Source organism: Pseudomonas sp. SWRI92, from assembly GCF_014268685.1.
Classification (GTDB): Bacteria; Pseudomonadota; Gammaproteobacteria; order Pseudomonadales; family Pseudomonadaceae; genus Aquipseudomonas; species Aquipseudomonas marvdashtae.
In genome coordinates this window covers 1-24,885 of sequence record NZ_JABWQY010000026.1, presented here as the reverse complement: position 1 = coordinate 24,885, position 24,885 = coordinate 1, and the positions used below count along the sequence as shown (strand labels likewise).

Annotated in this window: 19 protein-coding genes; 8 read left to right on the top strand and 11 right to left on the bottom strand. The window is 56.2% G+C overall.

Going from position 1 to position 24,885, the window contains the following annotated elements:
- Positions 1–60 precede the first annotated feature (60 nt).
- From HU762_RS25495 to HU762_RS25450, 10 genes are all read right to left on the bottom strand, one after another.
- Positions 61–1,539, bottom strand: coding sequence for an aldehyde dehydrogenase family protein (locus HU762_RS25495; RefSeq protein ID WP_186641594.1), 1,479 nt, complete (start codon positions 1,537–1,539; stop codon positions 61–63).
- Positions 1,540–1,613: 74 nt separating this feature from the next.
- Positions 1,614–2,462: a VOC family protein gene (locus HU762_RS25490; RefSeq protein ID WP_186641592.1), complete on the bottom strand. Its 849-nt coding sequence runs from the start codon at positions 2,460–2,462 to the stop codon at positions 1,614–1,616.
- A 22-nt stretch (positions 2,463–2,484) separates the two neighbouring features.
- Positions 2,485–4,131, bottom strand: a complete 1,647-nt coding sequence (locus tag HU762_RS25485; RefSeq protein ID WP_186641590.1) for a bifunctional 3-(3-hydroxy-phenyl)propionate/3-hydroxycinnamic acid hydroxylase — start codon at positions 4,129–4,131, stop codon at positions 2,485–2,487.
- A 21-nt stretch (positions 4,132–4,152) separates the two neighbouring features.
- Complete coding sequence (locus HU762_RS25480; protein WP_186641588.1) at positions 4,153–4,974, bottom strand: IclR family transcriptional regulator; 822 nt, start codon at positions 4,972–4,974, stop codon at positions 4,153–4,155.
- 2 nt (positions 4,975–4,976) lie between these two features.
- Positions 4,977–5,828 (bottom strand): fumarylacetoacetate hydrolase family protein, encoded by an 852-nt coding sequence (locus HU762_RS25475; protein ID WP_186641586.1) that lies wholly within the window; start codon positions 5,826–5,828, stop codon positions 4,977–4,979.
- Positions 5,829–6,143: 315 nt separating this feature from the next.
- The gene (locus HU762_RS25470; protein WP_186641584.1) at positions 6,144–7,592 is read right to left on the bottom strand and encodes a carotenoid oxygenase family protein; all 1,449 of its coding nucleotides are present in this window, start codon (positions 7,590–7,592) and stop codon (positions 6,144–6,146) included.
- A 48-nt stretch (positions 7,593–7,640) separates the two neighbouring features.
- Positions 7,641–8,822, bottom strand: a complete 1,182-nt coding sequence (locus tag HU762_RS25465; RefSeq protein ID WP_186641582.1) for an MFS transporter — start codon at positions 8,820–8,822, stop codon at positions 7,641–7,643.
- Positions 8,823–8,877: 55 nt separating this feature from the next.
- On the bottom strand, positions 8,878–9,870 hold the full coding sequence (locus HU762_RS25460; RefSeq protein ID WP_186641580.1) for a transporter: 993 nt from the start codon (positions 9,868–9,870) through the stop codon (positions 8,878–8,880).
- A 177-nt stretch (positions 9,871–10,047) separates the two neighbouring features.
- Positions 10,048–10,986 (bottom strand): serine/threonine dehydratase family protein, encoded by a 939-nt coding sequence (locus HU762_RS25455; protein ID WP_186641578.1) that lies wholly within the window; start codon positions 10,984–10,986, stop codon positions 10,048–10,050.
- Positions 10,987–11,086: 100 nt separating this feature from the next.
- Positions 11,087–12,037, bottom strand: coding sequence for a PAS domain-containing protein (locus HU762_RS25450; protein ID WP_202883651.1), 951 nt, complete (start codon positions 12,035–12,037; stop codon positions 11,087–11,089).
- Positions 12,038–12,192: 155 nt separating this feature from the next.
- On the opposite strand from HU762_RS25450, the gene HU762_RS27005 reads away from it, so the two are divergent.
- From HU762_RS27005 to HU762_RS25425, 6 genes are all read left to right on the top strand, one after another.
- Positions 12,193–14,043, top strand: a complete 1,851-nt coding sequence (locus HU762_RS27005; protein WP_186641576.1) for an AAA family ATPase — start codon at positions 12,193–12,195, stop codon at positions 14,041–14,043.
- Positions 14,040–15,752 (top strand): ATP-dependent helicase, encoded by a 1,713-nt coding sequence (locus HU762_RS25440; RefSeq protein WP_186641574.1) that lies wholly within the window; start codon positions 14,040–14,042, stop codon positions 15,750–15,752. The genes HU762_RS27005 and HU762_RS25440 overlap by 4 nt, the downstream gene beginning before the upstream one ends.
- 533 nt (positions 15,753–16,285) lie before the next feature.
- On the top strand, positions 16,286–16,477 hold the full coding sequence (locus tag HU762_RS25435; protein ID WP_123487459.1) for a type II toxin-antitoxin system RelB/DinJ family antitoxin: 192 nt from the start codon (positions 16,286–16,288) through the stop codon (positions 16,475–16,477).
- Between the two features lie 50 nt (positions 16,478–16,527).
- The gene (locus HU762_RS25430) at positions 16,528–17,448 is read left to right on the top strand and encodes an ABC-three component system protein (protein ID WP_186641572.1); all 921 of its coding nucleotides are present in this window, start codon (positions 16,528–16,530) and stop codon (positions 17,446–17,448) included.
- Positions 17,445–17,693: an ABC-three component system middle component 6 gene (locus HU762_RS27000; RefSeq protein ID WP_123487461.1), complete on the top strand. Its 249-nt coding sequence runs from the start codon at positions 17,445–17,447 to the stop codon at positions 17,691–17,693. Before HU762_RS25430 ends, HU762_RS27000 begins: the two co-directional genes overlap by 4 nt.
- Positions 17,690–19,411 (top strand): ABC-three component system protein, encoded by a 1,722-nt coding sequence (locus tag HU762_RS25425; RefSeq protein WP_186641570.1) that lies wholly within the window; start codon positions 17,690–17,692, stop codon positions 19,409–19,411. The genes HU762_RS27000 and HU762_RS25425 overlap by 4 nt, the downstream gene beginning before the upstream one ends.
- 372 nt (positions 19,412–19,783) lie before the next feature.
- On the opposite strand, the gene HU762_RS25420 is transcribed toward HU762_RS25425, so the two are convergent.
- Positions 19,784–21,175 (bottom strand): hypothetical protein, encoded by a 1,392-nt coding sequence (locus tag HU762_RS25420; RefSeq protein ID WP_186641568.1) that lies wholly within the window; start codon positions 21,173–21,175, stop codon positions 19,784–19,786.
- A gap of 1,176 nt (positions 21,176–22,351) precedes the next feature.
- Between HU762_RS25420 and HU762_RS25415 the strand changes: the two genes are divergently transcribed.
- A complete protein-coding gene (locus tag HU762_RS25415; RefSeq protein ID WP_186641567.1) occupies positions 22,352–23,155 on the top strand; it encodes a hypothetical protein in 804 nt (267 codons plus the stop codon).
- 533 nt (positions 23,156–23,688) lie between these two features.
- The gene (locus HU762_RS25410; RefSeq protein WP_238340439.1) at positions 23,689–24,330 is read left to right on the top strand and encodes an endonuclease NucS domain-containing protein; all 642 of its coding nucleotides are present in this window, start codon (positions 23,689–23,691) and stop codon (positions 24,328–24,330) included.
- Positions 24,331–24,885: the final 555 nt, after the last annotated feature.

Sequence of the window (24,885 nt, the reverse complement as noted above, 5' to 3'; positions counted from 1 at the left end):
GACGGATCAGGCAAAGGGGTCGATTTGCCCGATCCGGGTGTGATCAACGGTGCCACAGACTCAGAACGGGTAGTGGTGGCCTCCGGTCTGCCAGGTCACCCAATGGGCACGGGTAAACTCATCCAGGGCATAGTGTCCGTTGAAGCGACCGAGGCCCGAATTCTTTTCACCACCGAACGGGGCATTGGGTTGGTCATCGACGGTGATGTCGTTGATATGGGTCATGCCCGCCACAATGCCACGGGCGAAGTTCAAGCCACGGGCCATGTCCCGGGTGAACACGGCGCTGGACAGGCCATACTCGCTGGCGTTCGCCAACGCCAATGCATGGGTTTCGCTCTCTGCGACCAGCAGCGGCAGTAGGGGGCCGAACGTTTCATCGCGGGCCAGTTCCTGATGGGCTCCCACTTCACCGAACACATGGGCAGGCAGCACCAGCCCGGATGCCGGGCCGCCGCAAAGCTGCTTGAGGCCAGCACTCCGGGCGCCGTCGAGCTTACGCTGCAGGCCATCGAGCTGGCTCTGATTGACCACTGGCCCGATCACCGTATCCGCCAGGGCAGGGTCACCGGTCTTGAGGTTGCGCACGCGCTCCACCACCAGCGCCGCGAAATCGGCATACAGCGAGCGGTCGACGATCACCCGGTTGACGCTCATGCATATCTGGCCCTGGTGCAGGAAACGCCCGACCACCGCAGCGTGCGCCGCAACGTCAATGTCGGCGTCATCCAGTACCACCAGCGGCGCGTTGCCGCCCAGTTCCAGGGCCACGCGCTTGATGTGTTTGCCTCCGGTGGCAATACGGCCGACATTGCGTCCCACATCCGTCGAACCGGTGAAGGAAATCAGGCTCGGCACCGGGTGCTCGACAAAGGCATCGCCGATTTCCGAGCCTGCGCCGACCACGACGTTGAGCGAACCCTCGGGGAAGCCGGCCTCTTCGAACAGGTGGGCGATCAGCAGGCCGCCGGTCACCGCTGTGTCGCTGGCGGGCTTGAGCACGATCGTATTGCCGAGGGCAAGTGCCGGCACCACCGAGCGCATGCTCAGGTACAGCGGGAAATTCCATGGGCTGATCACGCCCACCACACCCAAGGGCTCGCGGAAGACAAAGCTCTGTTCGCCGGGCTTGTAGCTGGTCAGGATTCGACCTTCAACCTGCATCGGCATCGTCGTGCATTCGCGCACCAGGTTCAGCGTGAATTGCCACTCCATGCTCGCCTTGATCCGGGTGCTGCCGGACTCGTGGATCAGCCAGTCGATGATCTCTTCACGGCGGTTCTGGATGACTTGGGCGAGCTTTTCAAGTTGAGCGCTGCGCTGGGTGGGGTGCAGTTGTGCCCATGCGGCCTGCGCCTGCTGCGCCGCTTGGTAGGCGTCGTCGAGATCGGCAATCGAGGCCAGGGGCATCTCCAGCAGCTGTTCGCCGTTGAAGGGGTTGCGGTCGTCCAGGCGGCGTGCGGAGCGCCCTGCACGCCAGGTGCCGTTGATGTATTGGTTGCCGTTGATGGCGTAGGGCGCGAGCGGTTGAGTCGTCATGGTCTTTTACCTTTGGAGGCAGGTGGTCGCCTCGTTTAGAAATCAAGGGTGCAAACGCCGATGGGGAAAACTGCTCAGCTCCTGATCCAGGCGCGGCCCCACGAATTGAGTGTGTACTCCTCCTGTGCCCAGACGCCGGGCTGGCGGCTGGCGTCGGTGACTTCCAGCTCAGCCGAGAACTCCAGGCGGTTGCGATCGGCATCGACCACCATGAAGAACAGGTTGTTGCCCGGCCCATGTCGGCCGGGCCCGAAGAAAATGGTGATGCGCTCCTTGGCGAAACAATCCCCCCAGTCGCGGATGTCATTCCATTCGTTGGTTTCGTAACAGTGGTGGTCCCACTCGTTTTTCGAACCGCGGAAAAATGCCAAGGTGTGGTGCTCGTCGTCCGAGCGCAGGAAGCACGTCATCAGTTGGCCGGTCTGCTCATCCACGACATTGTCCGAAACAGTAAAGCCCACCGTGTTGACGTAGAAATCAATCATGGCTTCCAGCTCCGTGGTCTGGAACACCACGTGCTGCAAGCGGCCCGGCATGCCTTGGCGAGGGGCGTGGAGTGCGGGGTGAGCGACGCCAAATATTGTTTGCCGGCCCTGGGGATCACGGATCAGGAACGCCCCCGTTTCAAGCAACGGCGAGTCGAGCTCTTCGATGACGCAGCCGTTGCCGAGCAGGCGAACCCGCAGTGCTTGCAGTCGAGGCTGACTGCCCAGGTCGAACGCTGCCGCGAGCAGGCCGCTGTGGTCGGCGGGAGACACGAGCATGGCGCGTTGCGGGCCGCTGAGCATCCAGCTGCCATCGGCTTGCGCCTGGCTGTCCATGTCCAGCATCCGTCGATAGAAATCGATTTGCCGTTGCGCGTCCTTGCTCGCCAGGTGCAGGTAGCACAGGCGTGCAGGTGTGGAAGTCTGGAGTGTTTGCATAACCACCTCTGTGCGTGAAGGTTTAATGAAAGACGGGCGCGATGCTCGGCTCGATTGCGCTGCTGTGGGCCACGGCGATACCGAACAGCGACTGCAACGATTCGGCGGTCCGGGTTTCGGTGGCCTTGTCGAAAATCGCGGCGATATAGCGATCCGGACGCAGCAGCAGGAACGGGTGCGAATCGCCCAGCAGGGTTTTGAGCTGGCCTTCACGGTCCTGGAGCACCGTGCAGCCCGGTATCGACGGCATGGCCTGGACGGACGCGGGTAGGATCAGGATGCGTCTGGCTTCAAGGTGGCTCCAGAGGCCATGCTTAAGTTCATCGATACGCTGGCGGGTCGGGTCACCGTATTGAATCAAGGCGAAGCCGGCGCCGATGGCGTCATCGAGCAGGTGTTCCTGGCCGTGGGCGTCAGTGAGCATCGGTTGCGGGAACATCTGTCCACAGGACAACGTGCCTGCTTGCCCCTCGGTCAGCACCAGGCCCCGGGTGAAGCGGGGTTTGGGCTTGAAGCGCATTTGCAGGAAATAATCGCGCAACGGCGGCAACAGGCCGATCAAGGCGAATGCGCCACTGATCAGGCGAGCGCGCAGGACGGTGGCCGGTGCCATGACCACGCCGAGGTTCAAGGCCAACTTGATCAATGCCCACGCATGATCACGACGCTCGCTTTCGTAGGACAGCAGTGCGCTTTCTGCCATTTTTCCCTTCAGTACGCCGACCAGCTTCCAGCCCAGGTTATGGGCATCGCGAACGCCGCTGTTCATGCCTTGCCCGGCATAGGGCGGGGTCAGGTGCGCGGCGTCGCCGGCGAGAAACACCCGCTGCACCTGCCACTGCTCGGCGACCCGGGCGTGGAAGGTGTAGACCGTCTTGCGCACGATGGAAACCGGCGCGTCTCCCTTGAACGGGCGCAGCAATGCTTGCAGGCAGGTTTCGTCGAGCACCTGTTCGTCCGTTTCATCGGGCTTGAGCAGGAATTCGAATCGGCGCGTACGGTGAGGGCCGGGTACTTCCACCACCGGGCGCCGGGCGTCGCAATACACGCGGGTCTGCCAGAAGGGGTCGTCGTCCTGGTCGGTATCGACCACCAGCCAGCGCGAGGAGAAGCTCGAGCCGACCATCTCGATCCCGAGCTGCTTGCGCACTGGGCTACGGCCGCCGTCGCAGGCCACCAGGTAAGCCGCGTGGACTTCCATCATCTGCCCATCAGCGTCACGCACCAGCGCGCACACGCCGTGTGGGTCCTGGGTAAATTCCACCAGCTCGTGGCTGAACCGAGCCGTCAGGCTGGCAAAACGTTCGAGGCCTAGCCTGAGGGTGTTTTCAAACAGCGGTTGGCGAAACGCGTTGCGCTTGGGGAAGCCATACAGCTTGCCGGTCGGCTCGACCTTGCCGAAGCAGCGACCGCCGGGCCGGGTGAAGTAATGCACGCCGTAGCCGGGAACCACGTCCTTGAGCACAGCCTGGTCCAGACCGATGGCCTGCATGGTGCGCAAGGATTCGTCATCGATTGAAACCGCCCGTGGCTCGGTCACGGTGCCCGGCTTGCGATCGATGATCAGCGTGTCTACATCGGCTTGGCCGAGCAGGTTGGCCAGGGTCAGCCCGGTAGGGCCGGCACCGATGACCAGGACCTGGGTGTTGATGCGTTTGAGGGTTGTCATTGTTATTCCCTTGCGGATGGCTCAGCCCAGTGGCTTGGCGCGGTTGGCGAGCGCAGCCATGCGTTGCGACAGATCCTGGGCCAGGGCAAGGATCTGCTGCCCTTGTGTCTCTTCCTGGGCACTGTCGCGCTCTTGCGCCGGGCGCACGCAACTGATGCTGCCGACGACCTTGCCATCGCCGTCGAAGATCGGCGCGGCCAGGCCATAGACGCCCGCGTCGACTTCACCTGCGCTGGCTACATAGCCTTGGCGACGCAGTTGCTGCAGCGAACGACGGAACTGTTCCCAGGTCTGGCCCAGTTGACTGGCGCGCGCCTCTTCGGGGTGGTCGAGAAACAGCTGGCTGTGTTGACGCGGGGTCATGTTGGCTAGGATCGCCTTGGACGTCGCACCCAGGAACAACGGCCTGGGCGAACCACGGGAGTAGCTGACCTCGCTGAACAAGTCCCCGTGCTGGTGAATGCAGACGACCTGGTCCTTGAACAGCCGGCAGATCAGCCAGACCTGTTGTTCGCTCCACTGTGGGAAGTTGGGCTCAAGCGCTTGTGCGGCGCGCACGAGGGGGTCGCTCAGGCGCAGTTGGCGGTCCCAGGTAATAATTCGCGCGCCGAGGGCATAACGCCCGGCTTCGACCTGGAACAACAGGTTGGCCTCGGCCAATTCGCGCACGTAGCGGTAGATCGTCGAGCGGGTAAAACCCAAGGCGCCGCCCATGTCGTCCACCGCCCAGATCGGGCTCTGTTCGGTGAACAGGTCGAGTACCCGCAGCATGCGCTCCAGGCTCGAGCCTTTGTTGTCGCCATCCTGCTCGGGCAGGTGTTCAGGGGTATGCAGGTTTTCCATGCTTATTGCTCGTCCACGATGCTGTTGCGCAGGGTGCCGATTCGAGCGATTTCGACCTCGACCTGATCGCCCGGCTTCATCCATACCGGCGGCTCGCGGAACGCGCCGACGCCGCCAGTGGTGCCGGTGACAATCACGTCACCGGGGGCCAATTCGGTGAAGGTGGAGCAGTACTCGATCAGATGGCGCACATCGAAAATCATGTCGCTGGTGCGGGTGTGCTGCATCACTTCGCCATTCAGGCGGGTGGTCAATTCCAGGTCCTGCGGGTCGCCGATCTCGTCGGCGGTCACCAGCCAGGGGCCGAAACCGCCGGTGTTCGGGAAGTTCTTGCCGGGGACGAACTGAATGGTGTGCTTCTGCCAGTCGCGAACACTGCCGTCGTTGTAGCAGGCATAACCGGCGACGTAGTCCAGCGCGTCGGCGTGTTTGACGTGGCGGGCCGCTTTACCGATCACCACCGCCAGCTCGCCCTCGAAATCAAGTTTGTGGGACGCCGTTGGGCGAACGATGGGTTGCAAGTGGGCGGTCTGGCTGTCGGCGAAGCGGGTGAAGATCATCGGATAGGTCGGCATTTCCCGACCGGTTTCGCGCACGTGGGTGGCGTAGTTGATGCCGATGCACAGCACTTTGCCCGGGTTCGGGATCACCGGCAGGAACGTCACGTCAGCCAAGGGGATACGCGGCAGGCTTGCCAGGCGCGCAGCGCTCAGTTCGTTCAGGCGGTTGTGGGCGATGGCCTGTTTGAGATCGTTGCCGAGGGTTGGCTTGAGCGATTCCAGGTCGATGATTTGATCACCTTCGACCACGCCGTAGCTGCTACGGCCTTGGACAATAAAGCTTGCGAGTTTCATGGAGGCTCCTGGAGAGAGGGAGGGTGCAATGAGGGTTAATCTAGTCTTGCTATAAAATCCTGTAAAGTGGGAATTATGGAGAAATCCTAAAATATGGAATTTATGTATTTTTTGACGAGGCTGTCCCTTTTGGCGGACCTGGGGAGCAAGGGGAGCAAGGGGAGGTGCGGAAAGGGCTCTAAACCTGTGGGAGCGAGCTTGCTCGCGATGAGGCCAGCCAGTTCAATACTCATGTAACTGAACCGCCGCCATCGCGAGCAAGCTCGCTCCCACAGGGATTGTGCTTAATTGACGGGCATCAGGGCCCGATGCCAATCAATCGTTCGGTGCCCAGCAGCCATGCAGCGACATGCGCATCCGGAAGGGGATCCTGATCCGGGCAATGGGACCGCTGGCCATGTCACGGGTATCCAGCACGACCAGTTCACTGCGCCCTTCGGCAATGAGGTTGAGCAGGGCAACTACATAGCCATCGGCTTCCTCGGCATCAGCAGAGCGCGGTATGAAGATCGGCTCCTGAAAGCAGCCGCTGTCACCAGGAAACCAGGCGTCGGTGATGCCTGTCTTCATGTCCAAATGGACCAGCAGGTTGAAAAACTGGAAGGGTATCGGCCCATTTGCTGGGTTGTAATGACGCTCAGGATCAAAGGCGAGCAGGAAACCATGCTGGTACTTTCGACCGATGTAGCGATCATCACACCGTGGAAACTCGCAGGGGTATTCCGTCAGTGGCTGCGGTTGGACATCCTCCTCGGTGCCGTTTAGGTCGAAGGTCCAGCGCATCAGGCTGGCGGCCAGGGTTTCGGGCGGTGGTACGTAGCCGTCGGCCTGGGGGAAGAAGTAGAAGATATTCCCGCCGGTGACCGGCATGTCCACGTACACCTTGCCGTTTTCGTCGAACGCATTGAGCGTATGCCCTTGGAAACCGTCCTTGGGCCCCTTGAACCAGCGTACATCTTGCGCGTTACCGTGGCGCGGCACGATGGCGAACAGTTGAGGCAGTTCGGGTTGCCACTGGAAATGCGGCCCGCCGTTTTTCATGCGCTCGACGTCCACCGTCAACGGAATCAACGGGAACACCACGTACCGTTCGGTCACCGCGAAATCGTGCACCATGGCCGCGTAAGGGGCCTGGAACCAGATCTCGTGCAGCAGTTTTCCGTCCGGCGAAAGTTCGAAGTAGGCCAGGTCAGGCGTACCGTCGCCCTTGGCTTCATAGCTGAAGGCCAGGAGATTGCCCGTCACCGGATCGAGCTTGGGATGGGCCGTGAAGGTTGCGGATTTGATCTGCCCGTCAAAAGTCCATTCGCCCAGGGTCTCCAATGTTTCGGGATCCAACGCCCAGGGCAGGGCATCCTCCTTGAGGGCCAGCAGCACACCGTTGTGCGGGATGACAGTGGTATTGGCCGTAGTGTTGTTCTTCGCCGCAAGCGGGTCATTGGTGAAGGCGTTGCGATAGACACCATTGAGCGAGCGACCTTCCCGGCGCTGGGCCAGCAGGCGATCGGTCTTCACGTAGCGGCGTCGCAGCGAGACCTTGCCGTTGAAAAAATGGAAACGGCTGACCATGCCGTCACCGTTGAAAAAGATATCGGTGCCCAGCATGGGGGGATACTGCGGGTCTGGCGCGACTTGATAAAACGTCCCATGGATCGAAGCGGGAAGAGTGCCTTCAATTTCCAGGTCGAACACCTCTGCTTCAACGCGACTGGGTGTGTAGAGTGCGCCGCAAAATTCAGGCGTCTGGGGATAGGGAGTGGTCATCGGGCAATCTCATCAGTGTGCGGTTTCATTCATTGGCAAGGTGCGGCGTCAGGCCGATTGTGCAGACATGGCCGGCCCGGACGGTTTCACGCCGCGCCGAAAGCGGGCAACGACCAGGCACGAGACCACCAAGGCTAGCAAATAGGCGGAAGCGGCCAGCCATCCCACCGCCCTGAAATGGCCCTCGCCGACGACCAGTGCGGCCCCGAATGGCCCCAGCCCCTGGCCGACGAAAATGGCGGCGTTACCCAGGCCCGCCAATCGACCGGAAGGGTCCAGTTCCGCTGCCATGGAAAGCAGGTAGGGCAGGCTGAAAAACCAGACCATATGGATCAGGCAAGCCGTGGTGACAAACGCTACGGGGTTGGTGCCATAGACCATTATCAAGGTCGCCAGCAATGCCGTGCCGAAGCTCAACAGTTGCGGAAACAGCAGGCCCAGGCGTCGTCCGATCAGCCCGGCCAGCCCGGCGCCAAGGGCACCGGCAAGGATGCTGCCGCCGAGGATTCCACCAATCTGCTGGGGCTCCAGGCCAATGCTCTTGCCGATGCGTTCCTGATAGACCCACAGGGCCGAGTGACCGAAGAACAGCAGGGCAAACAGCAGGATCAACAGCATGGCGGTCAGACCGAATGGCTGGATCGAGCCATTGGCCGCGCGATGGGCGTCCGGGTAGCGCTTGGGCACTCTCCAGCAACCCAGCCCCGCGAGCACGCTGGTGATCGCCAACAGGGAAAACGCCCCATTCACGCCAAATGTTTGAAGGACCAGCGGCATGGAGGTCACCAGCAGCATGCCCCACAACAGGTTGCCGATGTTGATGACCGCGAAGGTCGCATCCTTGGACGTGCGCAGCGCTGCGGTGGCATAGACCACCGCCATGACCGCGCCGCCGCTGGCGCCGCAGATCATCCTGGAAATGACCAGTCCGGCCTGGCTGTGCAGTTGCGTGCTGGCCAGGTTACCCAATGCCAGGATCAACAAGGCCACCAGGGCGAAGCGGCGCCGGTCGACGCTCGCCATGAACAGGGCGCAGACCCCGCAAGCGATGGCCATCGCCATGAGTTCCGCGGCGAAGATCGCGCCGATCGCATTGAGCGGCAGGCCGAGCTGGTCGATCAAGGCACCGCCCAGGATCGGCTGGATCTGCAGCGTCCCCAGGGAAATGACCATCATCAGGCAGATGGCGCCCAGTGATTTTTTGCTGTCGATGGAGTCGAGTGCGTTCATGAAGCATCACCTCAGGTAAAGAGCCCGCTCATGCGTGAGCCGGCCTACACGTCAATCAGAACTTGTGAACGTAGCGAACCTGCACCTGGTAATCCGCTCGGGAGCGATTCTCGACGCCGGTTTCTTTATAGGTATTGAGCCAGAAGGCTTTGTCTTCGGTAATTTTCCAGAACAGGCCCGGGCCAAAGCCCAGCACCTTTTCCCGGGAGTCGGTCAGGGTGTTGCCGTTGACCTTGTCATCCGAAATCTGCCGGAAGTAGTAGCCGTTGATGCCGACCGAGACCTTCGGGAACACTTCGTACGAGGCGGTGAAGTTGGCCCATGCCGATTGTCCTGACTGGGTATCGCGCACCGCTTGCCCTTCAAAGAACTGCTGCGAACTGCTCGCCGGGTCGTCATTCTTGAAGTTGTACAAGTAGTTCAGCCGCCAGCTCACTTCCCAGCGGGGCGCAGGCATCCAGGTCGCGGCCCAGTACGGGTTCAACGAGAAGTGATTGGAGCCCGGGTTAAGGTCTTTGTGTTTGTCGTACTTGCCCGTTGGCAGAATGGTGTCGAAGGCCATGCGCTGCACGAAAACCGGCCGGCCGCTGGCGTCGATGATCGGATCGAACTGTACCTGGGGCCCCACTGTGACATCGCCAAGGCCGGTGGCGTTGTCCTTGAGCTTGGCGCCGTTGTCACCGAAGTCACCGTCCAGGGAAACCACGGGCACCAAAAGGCTCCAACCCAGGTGTGCGCCCCCTGCGAAGGTGTCTGGTGAGTAGTAGCTCAGTTGATTGATCATCGTGATGACGTTGATCTTCGGATCATCGAAGGCGGCGTTATTCTTGCCACCGTTGGTCTTGATGCTGCTGGCGGTGCTGAATTTCAGGTAGGTCTGGTGAGTCAGCCCGGGTGGCCCTGCAAACCCGTCGTAGAAGCTGGTGCCGCCCAGGTTGATACCGCTGGGTTGGCTTACGGAAGGTGGAGGAGGGCCGTCGGCTGCATGGGCGGCAAATGAGGCGAAGCTGAGTGCCAGGCATGCTGGCAGGGATTTGGTCAGACTCATCGAAGTGGCTCTATTCTTGGAATTGTGAGCGGGGGAATGTCCCCTGGCACTTCGACTTTAAGTCCCGGTGGTGGGTGATGCTTGAGCGCAACGGCCAGAGTTGACTGAGCGTGCCATGCCGGGGGCGATGATCCTCAACGCGGGCCAGGCTTCAGCGAATGGCCGCGACAGCTTCGGCTAACTCGCCGAGCCAGGCGTATCAGCTTTAATTCCGTATCCCTTCAAGGAGCCGACAGTTGCTGTCGAGCCACCACAGACGACTACCACCACGTTTTGGAAGCCTTTAAGGTCAAGCGTATTTCCGTAAACGACCGCGAGTGAGGCGCCACAAGCGGGTTCGACAAGAGTACGGTGGTCATCCAGAAACGTCAGGCATGCGTTGACGGCTTGTAGGTCAGTGACCAATACCGAATAAACCGGGCGCTCCTTGGATAGTTCGAACGCTCGAGTGCAGACCTGGCGCGCGCCCAGTGACGTCGCAACGCCGGACAGAGATGGCAGCTCGACCAGATGGCCCGCATTCAAAGAGGCACTGTACGAAGCCATACCTTCAGTTTCGACTGCAAAAATCGGTACCTGGGTGAGTCCGTTTCGGCGCAGTCCTTCATGGACACCGGCGATAAGTCCCCCACCTCCCACCGATAGAATCACTGCATCTGGGACCACGCCGTCCGCTAAGATTTCGTCGATCATAGACGCATGACCTTCCCACAACAAAGGATCGTCGAAGGGGTGCAAGAATGCGTCTGCAGGGGTCAGTAGGGACCGAGCGAGCTCATTGGCCTCGAACCAAGATCTGCCATGGACAATAACTTCGGCATTTTCCAGCGCGAGGAGATGTCTTGCACGCTCTGACGTTGTTTCAGGCACAACCACGATCACTGGCAGGCCAAGACGGCGGCCTGCGTAGGCCACCGCCAAGCCCGCGTTGCCTCCGGACGAGGAGAGGAAGCGTTTGGCACCGCGGGCATGGTGCTGTTCGCAGGCATGCCCAATACCCCTGATTTTGAAAGAGCCGGAAGGCTGCAGGGCCTCCATTTTCATCCAGATCCTGGTGCCACTGATCTGACTCAATGGCAGGGATTCGAGAAGCGGTGTTTTGATACTCAGGGACATGCTGTGCTCTCCACGTGGGCCACGTTCAGGCCAAGGCATACGCTTTTATTAATGCTTCGCGCCTGATCAACAGACGAGACTGATTTATCACCGCGTTCTTTCATTGCTCGAAGTGACGGCCTGACCGATCCGTACCTTTCAGCTCTGCAAGGTAGTTGTAAATCGAGTAACGGGTTACGCCCAAGGCAGCGGCAGCCTTTTCCACGCCGCCCTTGATCAAAAAGATCCCTTTATCTTGCATTTCCGATACGGCCAAGAGGTTGGCTCGCTTGATATCGGTACGGCCCGTGCCCGGACTGAGCTCAGTGGCGCCACGAATAATTTCGCGCATCAATTCGTCAATGGTCTGATGGGTGTGATGGGCCGGTTCGGCTATGTCAGGCGCTTGAGTAACCGCAGTTGGAGGATGAGCACTACTCTCCGGATGACCAACCATCCCCTGCAGCACGTTGAGAGCATCGACGACGGATGCCTGGTCCACGTTGATGCACAAGGCCGCAAACGCTTTACCGTTTAGGTCACGGTAAAGTGCTGTGCTGCTACGCAGAGGCTGGCCATCTTTGGAGAGTGTCGGATAGTCCACCAGGAGCGAAATCGACTCCAGCTTCTCCTCAAGCGCGTCACTGAACGCAAGGTCAGCCCGCATTCCTGCTAGGACTGAATCACCTTTACGGCGGCCGGTGATGTGACCGTTAGCGATTTCGGCTATGGAATACTCAGGCGTTCGCAGGTCATGGAGCACGACCTCAGTATTGCGAGGCAATACGCTTCCAAGGGCTCGTACGGTTCCGGCCAAAAGACCCAGCAGATGCGCCTGAAACAGGGGGCCCGACAGTGGCTCAGTCATTAAATTGCGCTTCTCAACAAAGTGTTGAATATATAGGGCAATTTTGGCTTTCGAGTCAACGAAATGTTGATATTTCTGCTGCTGACTCGATGGGCTCGTTTCCCTATGAGCTCGCAACATCAGCGAACGAAGTGACGTCTTTGGAATCACTCTTCGACAGATGAGGCTGGCGACAGACTGTTTCTTGGCGGTGCTGTCCTTCATGAGAGGCATCAGTCGGCCAACAGCGGCCCTTGGTTGCGCGCGCGCGGTACGCGGATCGACCCGAAGGAGCTCTCAAGTGGCGATACAGTCGAATCGCACCTACCATGAGGCACTAGAATCAGTAGATTGGTTTTCGATAGACAAGGAGGGTCGAAGTGCATCTTGTGCGTGTTCGCGTCCGGAACTTCAGAGGCATCGCCTACGGTGAGGTCCACCTCAATGGACACACTGCTTTTATTGGTGACAACAACGCCGGCAAGTCCACATTGCTGGAAGCGGTGGACCTGGTACTTGGCCCGGAGCGCCTGAGTCGCCGTCCTGTAATTGATGAGCACGATTTCTATGCAGGTACGTACGTAGATCCGGCCAAGAACGAGGTCGTCCCGATCCAGATCGAGGTTATTGTCGCTGGACTCTCTGATGAGCAGCTGCGGCATTTCCGCGACCATATCGAGTGGTGGGATTCACAGGCAAAGACATTGCTTGTGGGGGCACCCCCAGAGGGAACAGACGCCCCCCATGTTGGCGCAGCAATACGCGTCTTCTTCAACGGCTGGTATGACGTAGAAGAGGACGACTTCGCTGGGGATACCTTTTACGCCACTCCCGAAATGCCGGATGGCTCCTACCTGCGGTTCTCTGCGCCCGACAAACGAAAGTGCGGTTTTCTTTATCTTCGCACCCTACGAACCGGCGCCCGCGCACTCAGCCTAGAGCGAGGCTCTTTGTTGGACGTAATCCTTCGGCTGAAGGAGACACGACTGACAATGTGGGAAGACTTGCTCGACCAACTGAGGGCATTGCCAGTTGGAGAGACCGAGGATATCGGCGAGTTACTTGTCGCAGTCCAGGATGCAGTACGGCACTACGTACCATCCGACTGGGCAGAGCAACCCCACATGCGGGTTTCGGACCTCACCCGCGACATGCTCCGTCGAACCCTGACTGTCTTCATGGGCACTGGAGCGAAAAGGCCGGACGGTTCCGTCTATTCCGCCCCATATCAGCACCAAGGCACTGGCACGATTAACACGCTGGTATTGGCTCTGCTGTCTATCATCGCCGAACTCAAGCAAAGCGTGATCTTCGCGATGGAAGAGCCAGAGATCGCGCTTCCGCCGCACACCCAGAAACGAATTATCAATTCGCTACGCCAGAAGTCGGCACAGGCCATCTTCACCTCCCACTCACCCTACGTGCTGGAGGAGTTCGATCCTGCCCAGGTGGTGGTTCTCAAGCGCACGGCCGGTGTTATGACCGGAGTCCCTGCAACATACCCACCAGCAGTCAAGCCCAAGGCATATCGCACAGAGTTTAAAGCTCGGTTCTGCGAAGCTCTACTTGCCCGCTACGTACTTGTGCTTGAGGGCCGTACGGAGTTCGACGCATTGCCTGCCGCCGCCCGCCGGCTCGCCGAGCTGGATCCCACGCGATTCAAATCTCTCGAAAACCTTGGAGTGGCTATCGTCGATGCTCGCGGCGAGACCAATGTCGCTCCTCTGGGTACATTCTTCCGGTCTCTCGGCAAGATCGTGTTCGCGGTGTTCGACAAGCAATCACAGGAGGCGCTCGCAACCATCATTGCCTCGGTCGATCATGCCTATGAGTCCGCGACTAAGGGCTTCGAGAACCTTGTGTTGTATGGCGTGTCTGAGGTCGCACTCCGCAGCTATGCTGCTGTTGTAGTTGCTGGCGGCGATTGGCCGCAGCATCTCGCTGCATGGACGCCAACGCCCGCAACGCCGCTGGCCGACCTGCAAGCGGCTCTGTTGAACTATTTCAGCTGGGCCAAGGGTGGTGGTGACGCCGGCGACTTGCTCGCCTCCTGCCCAACCGCCAATGACATGCCTGAATACGTGAGAACCACGCTGGCAGCCATCAAGAACGTCATTGAGCCACCTCCGCTGCCTCCACTTTCTCCCCAGCTAGTCGGCGTGCCCCCTCTCCCAGAGGCGGCAGCCGCCTATGGGAAATTCCAACCGTCCCCGCCCCAGCCTCTGGCATGACGAAAGTGTGGAGCGATCAGAAGAGCAACTTTCTGGAATGCGTCAGGCACGCCCTGGCGCTAGGTGGCCCTGGTGCCGGCAAAACACACGTCGCGCTGGTCAAAGCTCGCAATGAGATTCGCTCAGGAATACTCAAGCCAGGCCAGAAGGTCCTCTTCTTGAGCTTCGCCAGGCCGACCGTAGCGCGCATCATCGAAAAGGCTTCTGAGCTGATCTCTCCCGAGGATCTGAAGCAACTAGAGGTCAGCACGTACCACGGTTTCGCATGGAGCATTCTCCGAAGCCATGCCTATCTGTTGAATGGCAGACCGAACCTGCAGCTTTTGCCTCCGCCCGAAGCAGCAGCGCATTTGGCAGATATCGATAAGGCCCAGCACGAAAATGAAAAGCGACGCCTTTTCGAACAGGAGGGCCGCCTGCATTTCGACTTGTTCGCAAGTTTGGCCAGCGAGCTGCTGAGCCGAAGTGATCGGTTAGGCGCCATCTTCTCCGACACATATCCCATCATCATCCTTGACGAGTTTCAGGACACAAACAGTGATGAATGGGCGCTGATCCAGCAGCTTGGGAGGCGCAGTCGCCTCATTGCACTGGCCGACCCCGAACAGCGGATCTATGAGTTTCGAGGTGCTGATCCCAGGCGGGTGGGAGACTTTCTGGAGAACTTCGGCGCCGCCCATTTCGATTTCGCGGGTGAAAATCATCGCAGCAGCGGTACCGATATCACGGCCTATGGGAATGACCTGCTCACTGGAGCAAACAAGGGCAAGGCCTACCAGCAGGTCAAAATCACGCGTTACAACTTCATGTATGGCAAGAGCCTGCACTTCACCGCCAAGGCCGCGGTGCTCTCGGCGTTGGATCGCCTCAAGAAAGTACCTGACAAATCGATCGCAATCCTGGTGCCATCCAGGCGGCTGATGCTCGAGTTTTCTGACTACCTTTCTTCTGCAGCTGATGGTCTGCCAGCGCTAAATCACGACGTCGCAATGGATGCTGAACCGCCGGCTCTAGCCGCTGGCGTTATCGCCACGCTACTGGCGGGAGGTACCGCTGGCGATGTGGCGAGCCGCATGCTCGGCGCACTTCACTCGCACATTCGCGGGCGGCGCGGGGGCAGGCCTACCCCACAGACCGAGCTTGACCTGGCGGGTGCTCTTAGCGGGTTCCTCTCCTCGGGAAAGATCCGCGGTTCCAAGCGCCTGTTGATTGTCAGCGAAGTTCAGCGCATCTCAGAATTGCGGCGGCAACTGCAATTAACGGGCGACCCTGCGGAAGACTGGTTACACCTGCGCGGCCTGTTGGCATCGTCCACTGCGGAAGCCTTGAAGCAAGTAGCAACAGATGCTCGCTACCTACGACTGCTGCACCGAGGCTCAGTATTGCGAACCAATTTGGGTGCGTTGTGGCGTGCCCAAGGAGAGTACATGGGTGCTGAAGAGGCAGTCCGGAGTGCCTTGATGCAGGAGCATTTCGCTGCAGCTCAAAAGGACTGGCGTGGCATCCATCTGATGACGATACATAAGTCCAAAGGGAAGGAGTTCGACGAGGTCATCATCTACGACGGCCTTTTCCAGCGCATTGCCAAAGCCCCGCAGGATCCAAAAATCTGCGCCCAGGATCTTTTAGTACTGCGGGTGGGCGTGACTCGGGCGATACGTCGGACCACCATTGTGACTCCGAAGCGCGATCCCTGCCCCTTACTGTGAATCAAGACTTCCCCTGCTTACACCTCTCCCTGCTAATCCGGCCGCAGCTGAAAGCGGTCGTAGGCGCGCCTATCTGAAGAGATAAAGAGCTCCTCAGCCCCAAAATTGCTGGCACTGAATGGTTCACGTTAAGTCCGCTTTTGACGATCTCTGCCTGTCGCGACGGGCGGGAGTCGGCCAATAGCAGCCAATGGTGGAGCGCCGTTTCGGCCAGAATTTTCCGGCAGAAGCGCGTGGCAAGTTGTCGCTGTATCCAACCGCCTGACGGTAGAACGTCCTGATCTGGGCGCCGAGTTGGCCCGCGCCGCTAGGGATGCCTTCGCGGTCCACACATGCCACGTATTAGTAGGCAGATTACGCAAGCGTGAAAGGGCCCAAGGCATCAAGGATCGTGTAACTCGGCACGATGCAAAGGGGGGCAGCCCCGAGCGTGACGGCGGAACACCGGGACACCTGCCCAATTGAGCAAGAAGCAAATGACATGGCAGCCCAATTGGAGCACAATGTAGCTACAAATCGCTATGAGAAATCCAATGGCAAACAGTGATGTCGTTCGCGCTCGGATCGACGGCCATATCAAGGATGAAGCTAGCCATGTGCTGGCTAGTATGGGGCTGTCTCTTTCGGATGCGATTCGGATGCTGCTCGTTCGCATCGCGGCGGACAAGGCCCTCCCATTTGATATCAATCGAGCACAGCCCCACTCCGAAATCAAAAAGCCTTGAAGGCTTGCCTGAAGAAAATCAAGAAAAATACTTCACGGGTCTAAAAACGCATGGATCGCATACAGCAGCTCAATTATGAAAAAGATTTCCGCATCGCATTTTTGGAAACCAAGGGGGACGGGTTTCAACGTCTTTTCGAGAGGCTAATGTCAAAAGCCCACCCTAACGACTTCATGGCTTGCCGGCCTTGGGGAAATGTTGGTGACCGCAAGAACGATGGATATCTGCCGTCGGCAAGAATTTTGTTCCAGAGTTATGCCCCCAACGAGTTGAGCGCTGCTGAAGCCATCAAGAAAATCAACGAAGACTTCGAGGGAGCGAAAGACCACTGGGAGCAGCATTTCGATGAGTGGACCTTCGTGCACAACGCACCCGATGGCCGTTTGGGTCCTCACATCATCGAAGCTCTTGCGAAGCTCGGGCAAGAGAACCCGCAGATCAGAATCGGCCACTGTGGCTACGAAGAAATGCTGGCGAAGTTTCGTCAGTTGAGCTTGCAGGACCTTGAGTCTTGGTTTGGGCCGTCGCTCACAATGGAGGCAAATGTCAACCTGGGCTACAGCGACCTGATGGCCGTGCTCAGCCACATCAGTGTCACTCCAGCGCCCACTACTAGCGAAGTCAAAGACGTATCACGTGGGAAGATCGAAGCAAACCTTCTGTCTCAAGCTGTGGCCGACTTCCTGAAGATCGGTATGCAGAAGTCACCGCTCGTTGCGCAGTTCTTCAATAACTGGAAGAACCCTACCTACGGCGAACAAATTGCACAGACGTTCAAGCGCGAATACATAGCCCTACGGGATAGCGCTCCTCTACTGCATCCTGATGAAATTTTCGGTCGCCTTGAAGCGTGGGCTGGCGGCTCAGCGAACACCACTCCCACACATAAGGCCGCAGTGCTGGCAGTCATGGCATACCTTTTCGACAAGTGCGAAATTTTCGAGGACGCTCAAACGGTGGGGACAGCATGATCCTTCCATCCAAGCATCTTCCGCAGGATCGCGCATTGTTGACCGTCGGCGGTCATATTTTGACGTTTCTCACACGGCCAAAGACTGTCTCCGCACTTTGGGAGGAGCTGAGTAGGCATGAAACGGGCGTGACTGCCATGCCTCGGCGAGTTACGTACGACTGGTTCTTACTTTCCCTCGATCTTCTGTACGCCCTTGGAATCATTGAGCTCGAAAACGGCCTTGTGACACGGAGAAAAGCTTGATTCACAACATCTTCAGTACTCTGCCGACCTTTAAGAATCTTGGAGATCTGAAACCAGGTCTAAATGTGCTGCTCGCTCAAAAAACCGAGGGAGCGACCACAAAACAAACACGCAATCGCGCTGGTAAAACGAGTTTCGTGGAGTTAGTGCATTTTCTGCTTGGTGCTGACGCGGGGCCGGACTCGATTTTCCGAACCCAGGAATTGGCGGAGCACACTTTCGGCATGGACTTCGACTTGAAGTCGGAACCCACTGTCGTCGAACGCAGTGGTGGCTCCAAAGCCAAAGTTTTCGTGACTGCCCCACCAGCCGCGAAAGTGAAGTTCTCGGCCACCGAGTGGTGTACGTTCCTTGGCGAACAAATGTTTGGTCTGACTAGCCTTGAAGCCGCAGGCAGCAAGCCGCCTTCGTTCAGATCGCTGTTTGCCTACTTTGTGCGCCGACAGGCGAGCGGTGCCTTCATGACGCCGGAAAAACAGGCAACGATGCAGGGTACCGGCGACATGCAGATGGCGCTGATGTTCCTGCTCGGACTGGACTGGCAGATTGCCAGGGACTGGCAAGCTGTCCGGGATCGGGAAAAGACCCTTGAAGAGTTAAAGAAGGCGGCCGGGAACGGTGCATTCGGCTCAATTATTGGCAAGGCCGCCGACTTGCGCACAGAGCTGACCATTCAGGAGGCTCGCCTCAAGAGGCTTCACGCGGAAGTTGAGACGTTTCAGGTCTTGCCTGAGTACCGGGAATTGGAAGTCGAAAGCTCCAGCTTGACCCGCCAGCTCAACGAGTTAGCCAACGCCAATACCATCGACTTCTCAGCTATTCGTGATCTGGAAAACGCCCTCGCCTCCGAGGTTCCTCCTGACCATGAGGATCTCCAGGCGGTCTACCAAGAGGCGGGCATCGTCCTGCCTGACTTGGTCAAACGCCGCTACGAGGATGTGAAGAGTTTTCATGACTCTGTGGTGCGCAATCGCAGGGACTATCTGTCCAGCGAACTTGAAGCCGCCAAGATGCGTATCGAGCTACGTGATAGTAAGAAGGCGCAGCTCGACCAGAGGCGCGGAGAAATCCTGGGCATTCTCAGGAGCCATGGTGCGCTCGAACAGTTCCTCAAACTGCAAGGCGAGCTGGGACGGCTGGAATTCGAAGTGGAATCCCTGCGGCAACGCTTCGAAGCCGCAGAGCAGCTCGAAGGCACCAAGAACGAGCTAGAGATCGAGCGCAACCGCCTCACGATCCGCCTACGGCGTGACTTCACCGAGCAAAAGGACAGGCTGGCTGAAGCTATCGTCGCCTTCGAGGAAACCTCTCAACGCCTGTATGAATCGGCGGGGAGCATGACGATCGATGAAACCTCGAATGGACCAGTCTTCAAGTTTCCAATGCAAGGGCAGCGCAGCAAAGGCATCAAGAACATGCAAATCTTCTGCTTCGACATGATGCTTATGCGCCTGTGCATCAGCCGACAAATTGGGCCTGGATTCTTGATCCATGACAGCCACCTGTTCGATGGTGTTGACGGCCGCCAGGTAATCAGCGCATTGCGCCTTGGTTCTGAGATTGCCCAAGAGCTTGGTTTTCAGTACATCGTGACGATGAATGAAGACGATGCCTTCAAAGAGACCCTCGATGGTTTCGACCTCAATGGCTATGTCCTGCCCAAGCGTTTGACTGACGCCACCGAAGACGGCGGTTTGTTTGGCATAAGGTTTGGTTAGAGAGCTGATTTGCGCTATTTAGCTCTGGGCAGGGCGGTCGCAGTGGACCTTAGGGGAAATACAATGGATAAGAAGGCCAAAGGATCGTGGTTGATCCACTGAATCGGCCCTAATATCGTAGACCCATTTGAGGGTCTGCTTTTGGCCGGAAGCAGCCTGTCATCAAAGGCTGGAATCGACCCATCACTGCTAAGGCGATAGGCATTTTAGTCGCATAGCAAGCGACTAAATCTATATGAGTCTGCAGCTTATCATTGTTCAAACCGACGTCTGTACAGGATAAGCATTGGTGGTATGGATGATCTGGTCTACTTAATGGTTTGGCCAGTGCGGATCAGCTTAATATAGTGCGCTCAACACCATGATATGAGCCTAGATGCACTGCCAGTCATCCTTCCATACGCCCGCTTCTCGTAAGGCACATACTTCCTGTTCTTTTTGCTCACTTGTCAACTCAGCATCGAACTTCAGGAACGCAAAGTCTTGCGTCAGCGTGCCTGAATCCAATTGCTCTGATGCTATACCGATCACTTCTTGAATTCCACCTGCTCTGAGCCGTGCGGCGCGACAATAACAAATAAGTGACGCTTTTCGTACAGCACGGTACTCTTCATAGCTTTGATTTGATGGCGCTTTCAAGGACATTAAGACATAAGCTCGATTTGGCCGATTAGGGATAACCATTGTTTTCGCAAGCCTGTCCCCAGGGTGTTTTTTTGTTAGCGCATCCATATGAGTTTCAGCAAGAATCTTTCTGACACTGCGCCTTTCTTCGGCCATTGCTCTCAAAACCATCTCGTGCACTTGCACATCTGCCAAATCGTAACCGTTAGAGGCATATATGTCGGCCGTTTTATTGAGTATATGTGATGTCTGGTGCTCAATCAGCCTGTCCCACTCATAGCTAATTTCCTTCGATCTTTTCCAAGAGCGATATATGTTGCTCTGGAAAATCTTTTTCCATGTGCCCTCCTCATACGTAACGAGTTTTTCGTTCGGTGGAATGGGGGTAAATGAATAACCAAGATAATTTTCAAGTGGGTGCAAAAAATAATCTGCATACAGATCTTCTTCGCCGGGAATTACGAAACCCCTGCCTTTTACAGAAAGCAGATCCTCTTTTTTTGTTAAGTACTCGATGAAATCTGGGGCTGTGTCCAGCTCATCCAGAATGATATCAAGAGTGAATTCGTCGAAGACATGAATAAATCGGCGATTTTTTATTGGCCATCCCACCATAAATGGACGATTTTTGTGATCTCGTTCACTTAGAGTTGTGTTTATGAAGAGGCTGCCGGAGCTACCATTCCCCCAGTATTTCTCCGCAGCCTCTGCTGATCCTCGAGTAACCGCCACCAAGTGTATTTTTCTACTTATGGCAGGTGGCAGTGGGATAGGTAGCGGATATTTACACTCTGAATCTAAATAGATTCGCTCAGGGAATCTTTCAATGAATGAGGAAGCACCCGCTAGTTGCTTCGATGATTTTTCAATGGCTGCTTTGTACCATCTATTCCATGAGACATTATGGTTCTCATTGTCTTGGTATTTACAATGTTTGTCCGAAAATATAATTATGTCATTTCCGAACACTACAAGAAAATCGCAAAGCTCTTTGCCATTTCCCTCATTTGTATAGGGGTTTGAGTAACTCCAGAAGTTCAGAAACGCTTTCCTCGCTAGCTTTGAAAGATAGCGTTCTGATTCGGTGGCACCATCTGATGAGGTCTTTTGCCAAATAGCGTTAACATGAGAGGTCTTCATAGAATACTGTAGTGATATTATTGAGGGATGATTGGTGACTGATAGTATGACAGATATCCGTAGAACTAGATTTTATGATAGCCCTTGGCTATCAATCTGTCCATAACCGACCCCATCCCATGCTCCTGGGCAGGAGTTGTGATTGCTAATACATCTCCGATGTGAAACGCCACAATGGGTCAAGTGTAACCTCTGGGGGAGTTACGAGAAGTGTGATTGGCACAGCCTAGCCCAGGCCGCTCCTAGAGGCGACTTGGACTAAGGCTTGCGCGCATACCCTAGACGGATGTTGGCCAGCAGCGAACCGCCGACTCGCTGCATGCTCCACCCAGAAGCTTCTGCTTATCCATATGTCCAAACTGCGAAATCTTACGGTTCAGGAGTGAATGTGTGTACGAATTTGAAAGTTAGCGCTCGGTTCTAAACTTCCCAATGCGTTTGCTGCGCTGGAAAAATTAGGGGCATTGCAAGAATTCATCAAAAAGGCGTAAAAATAGTGGCGGGTGCAGTTTGCAACAACGCGCTAACACTCAGGCTTTAAATTGTCTATTAGCCCATATTTATGAGATATCAGACTATATAGCTAGGAGCGTCTACAAAATCGTAAGCCTCAACTAAATTTTCAGTAACTATCATGGTCTGTCAAAGAGTGACCCGCCGAAAGCAGTCCCTGCTATTCTCTCTCAACTGTACGATGGCTGACTGCAAGTTCACCACTCCTATGGTCGCACCTGTCACGGACGCTGCTGTCTAGTCGGACGTAATTTAATACGTCAAATTTATCCCGAACTATGAGAGCGTAAAAGCAGTCTTACCCGCAAGGCTGCTTGCCAGCAATTATTGAAAACTAAATAAGTTCTGACTCTGTTAGTTATTATTGCCTCCACCTGTTAATGGCAGCTTTCGACCCAAAGCTGACAGTGAGGCAGACTACATTCGAGCATGAGAAGGTAAAACTGGGATCGGATCGGAGATGCTCTGACCATCAATTTTTATGGCGCAGCATCTGAACCTAGCCGAGGTTTTTGTTAGAAATACTCAAAATTTCATGCACACCTTCAATCCTTTCAGAGGCATCTAGGGAGGCCCGTATTGTGTTTTTCTTAAGTACGGGCTTTAATGTCAATTAGCCATCTTCGCAGATGCAAGTCTCCTACATTGAAAGGCGTAGCAACCATGCACATAGAGCTAATTTTTTGGATAATAGCTGCCGGCTATACGGCCTTGGTGGGCGCATTTGCTTATGCGGTATATCAGCTAAAATTGATTAGTGTAATACTTGATAATCAGCCCCAGATTATTGAAAACGATGAATTTCTCAAAAGCTACGCGCTTCAAATAAGAGTCAATAAATTTCTTGAAAGGATTTGGCCCAAAGTCAGACGAACCAAACTTTCAGCTCTGTCGAGCGCCATCTATAAGGTTGCGAATGCCTTGTTTGTGTTTCTGCTGCTGCTTCAGTTTTTCTTTTCTGACTTCTTGTCACCTGTAGCACCTGCAATGTTTTTATCATTGGGGTTTTTAGCATTCGTAGGAAATGCACTTCAAGACGAAAAAAGAAGTGCGGACGCGACTAAGTATATTCTGCTGCCATTTTCAGTGATGTTTCCTTTATTTGTGGCATATCACATTGACACGTCAGAAAAGTTAATAATAATTAAATCTGCGCTTGCGGCCCAAAACTTCGGCTATGAAGTAACGCTAGCGTTATTGACTACCGGGCTGGGACTTTTTTGCTACTTTGGGCTAAGCATAATTGAGCGCTTCCAGCGGATCATCGTTTCTTGGTTTTTAAACAGAGCCTTAATTCTATCCAAGAACATGGTTCTAGTTGGCGTCAATCCCACCATGCCCGAAGAAAAGGAAATGCGAGCTATAGCGAAAGAGGCGATAATGGTTACAGCCAAGAATATGGTTGTTTTTGGATTGGTCGTCAGCGCGCTGACGGGTTGTGTCAGGTACATGATCGAACGTCTTTGATTGAATAGCATGCATGCATAATAAAGCGCTCAACGGGACGTGGTTACGCGGCTTACCATCGTTATATCTACCCAAGGCTCCGCTCAGCCACGATACTTGAGCCATTCAGCCGGTTATCTCGGTATTCGCGGCATCAGCATTTACATTGAGCCCGTTTTTAACTGCGGCGGCAGGAGTATCCGCTCCTGCAGTCATCGAATACGCGATATTCACTTCAAAGAGGAAAGCAGTGCGAATTGAAGGTCCGCTTTTGCCCGCTTGCAGTCCTTCGTCACCGGAAGGAACCAGCCTAAAGCGGATTCTTAGCCGACCGACCTCCGTCCGTAGAACGGCAAGAGTGGCAACCAGGGCCATCTGAGAGCTGCGCGTAGCTACCGGTGGCGATAGGCGAGCAACGTTGCCACAGTGGTAGTCTTACCCCACCAGCTAACCTGCCTGTCTTAGGCCATCAGTCATGGACGCCCCCAGATGCAGCCACCCAAGAAATACTCTGTTGTTTTGGTCGATTTAGATGGTGAGCACACGCTCTATCGATGAAAGAATGGTGCCGTCAGAATCCCAATGACGCACCACCTATCGATCCAAACACGAATTCCCAGCAGCTTCGTCGTGCATTCACTCGAATGGGATGGATCACTGAAGAAACTGAAACACAGGTTCTGGTCCTGCATCCCGGCACACCTAAAACAGCCATCCAAGCCATCGAAGACGAAGACCTGGCTCCTGGAGACGAAGACACGTCAGACTCAGATCGAGAGACAGTTTTTGAACTAGAATGGCAGCTACGCGATTTCATATCTCACAATATCGAATCGCTGAAACTGGAAGATAAAACCCTTCGCCTCTATGTCGACCCTCAAGGTCGTGATGGAGTTGAATACCCTACCGACGTTGGGCCAATCGACATACTCGCACTTGATTCAGATGACGCGTTCGTGATTTTCGAACTGAAACGTGGACGTGTGGCAGACCGTGCTATCGGTCAGATCAGCCGATACATGGGCTGGATCAAGAAGAACCTCGCGCACGGGAAGATGGTGAAGGGCGTCATCGTTGCGAAATCCATAAGCTCAAACTTACGTCACGCTATCGTGGCAGTCCCTAATGTCTCGCTTTTTGAATATGAAGTAGCGTTCAGCCTGAACCAAATCCTTGAAGCAGATGGACCAATGTAGATGAAATATGAAGGGCGAATAGCCCCCACTTTCGTAGCCGTCGATTGACCGCTTCTGGCCGAAAGCAGCCCTTTGAGCGGTCGCCCAGGCGTGAGAGCAACGCCAACGAATTGATAGTGTGCGGCTTTGATTGAAGCAGTTCCAAGACAAGGGGTCTTGAGCTCAGCGGGAGCAGTTCGACGATCCATCTGGTATCCAAGAAGCAGTGAGTAACTTTCCAGCCGCCGGGACGATTCCAGTTTGGTTGGCTATGGGGCGAAGGAAAATGGCACAGCCCGAAATCCCGCTTTCTTGGCCCTTGATACTCCTTAAAAACAAGTCCAGAATTAAGTCTTTTCCTGCTCAGGCAAGGAAAGAAACCCCTTAGATTTCAATGAGTCGGATACCAGATACGAGTCTCGTTTCCCGCTCCAAGATCTAAAGAAAGCCACTCAGACGAGTGGCTTTTTTGTGCGTGCGCCAGGCATGGCGCGTTGCGCGTAAGCGCAACCAGCTTGGCTGTGGTGGCCACGCTGGTGACTTGGAGGTGCAAGTCCTCTACACACCCGGCAAGGG

Coding starts and splice junctions, on each gene's coding strand:
- HU762_RS25495 (WP_186641594.1), bottom strand. CDS start 1,539: ATGACGACTCAACCGCTCGCGCCCTACGCCATCAACGGCAACCAATAC.
- HU762_RS25490 (WP_186641592.1), bottom strand. CDS start 2,462: ATGCAAACACTCCAGACTTCCACACCTGCACGCCTGTGCTACCTGCAC.
- HU762_RS25485 (WP_186641590.1), bottom strand. CDS start 4,131: ATGACAACCCTCAAACGCATCAACACCCAGGTCCTGGTCATCGGTGCC.
- HU762_RS25480 (WP_186641588.1), bottom strand. CDS start 4,974: ATGGAAAACCTGCATACCCCTGAACACCTGCCCGAGCAGGATGGCGAC.
- HU762_RS25475 (WP_186641586.1), bottom strand. CDS start 5,828: ATGAAACTCGCAAGCTTTATTGTCCAAGGCCGTAGCAGCTACGGCGTG.
- HU762_RS25470 (WP_186641584.1), bottom strand. CDS start 7,592: ATGACCACTCCCTATCCCCAGACGCCTGAATTTTGCGGCGCACTCTAC.
- HU762_RS25465 (WP_186641582.1), bottom strand. CDS start 8,822: ATGAACGCACTCGACTCCATCGACAGCAAAAAATCACTGGGCGCCATC.
- HU762_RS25460 (WP_186641580.1), bottom strand. CDS start 9,870: ATGAGTCTGACCAAATCCCTGCCAGCATGCCTGGCACTCAGCTTCGCC.
- HU762_RS25455 (WP_186641578.1), bottom strand. CDS start 10,986: ATGTCCCTGAGTATCAAAACACCGCTTCTCGAATCCCTGCCATTGAGT.
- HU762_RS25450 (WP_202883651.1), bottom strand. CDS start 12,037: ATGAAGGACAGCACCGCCAAGAAACAGTCTGTCGCCAGCCTCATCTGT.
- HU762_RS25440 (WP_186641574.1), top strand. CDS start 14,040: ATGACGAAAGTGTGGAGCGATCAGAAGAGCAACTTTCTGGAATGCGTC.
- HU762_RS25435 (WP_123487459.1), top strand. CDS start 16,286: ATGGCAAACAGTGATGTCGTTCGCGCTCGGATCGACGGCCATATCAAG.
- HU762_RS25430 (WP_186641572.1), top strand. CDS start 16,528: ATGGATCGCATACAGCAGCTCAATTATGAAAAAGATTTCCGCATCGCA.
- HU762_RS27000 (WP_123487461.1), top strand. CDS start 17,445: ATGATCCTTCCATCCAAGCATCTTCCGCAGGATCGCGCATTGTTGACC.
- HU762_RS25420 (WP_186641568.1), bottom strand. CDS start 21,175: ATGAAGACCTCTCATGTTAACGCTATTTGGCAAAAGACCTCATCAGAT.
- HU762_RS25415 (WP_186641567.1), top strand. CDS start 22,352: ATGCACATAGAGCTAATTTTTTGGATAATAGCTGCCGGCTATACGGCC.
- HU762_RS25410 (WP_238340439.1), top strand. CDS start 23,689: ATGAAAGAATGGTGCCGTCAGAATCCCAATGACGCACCACCTATCGAT.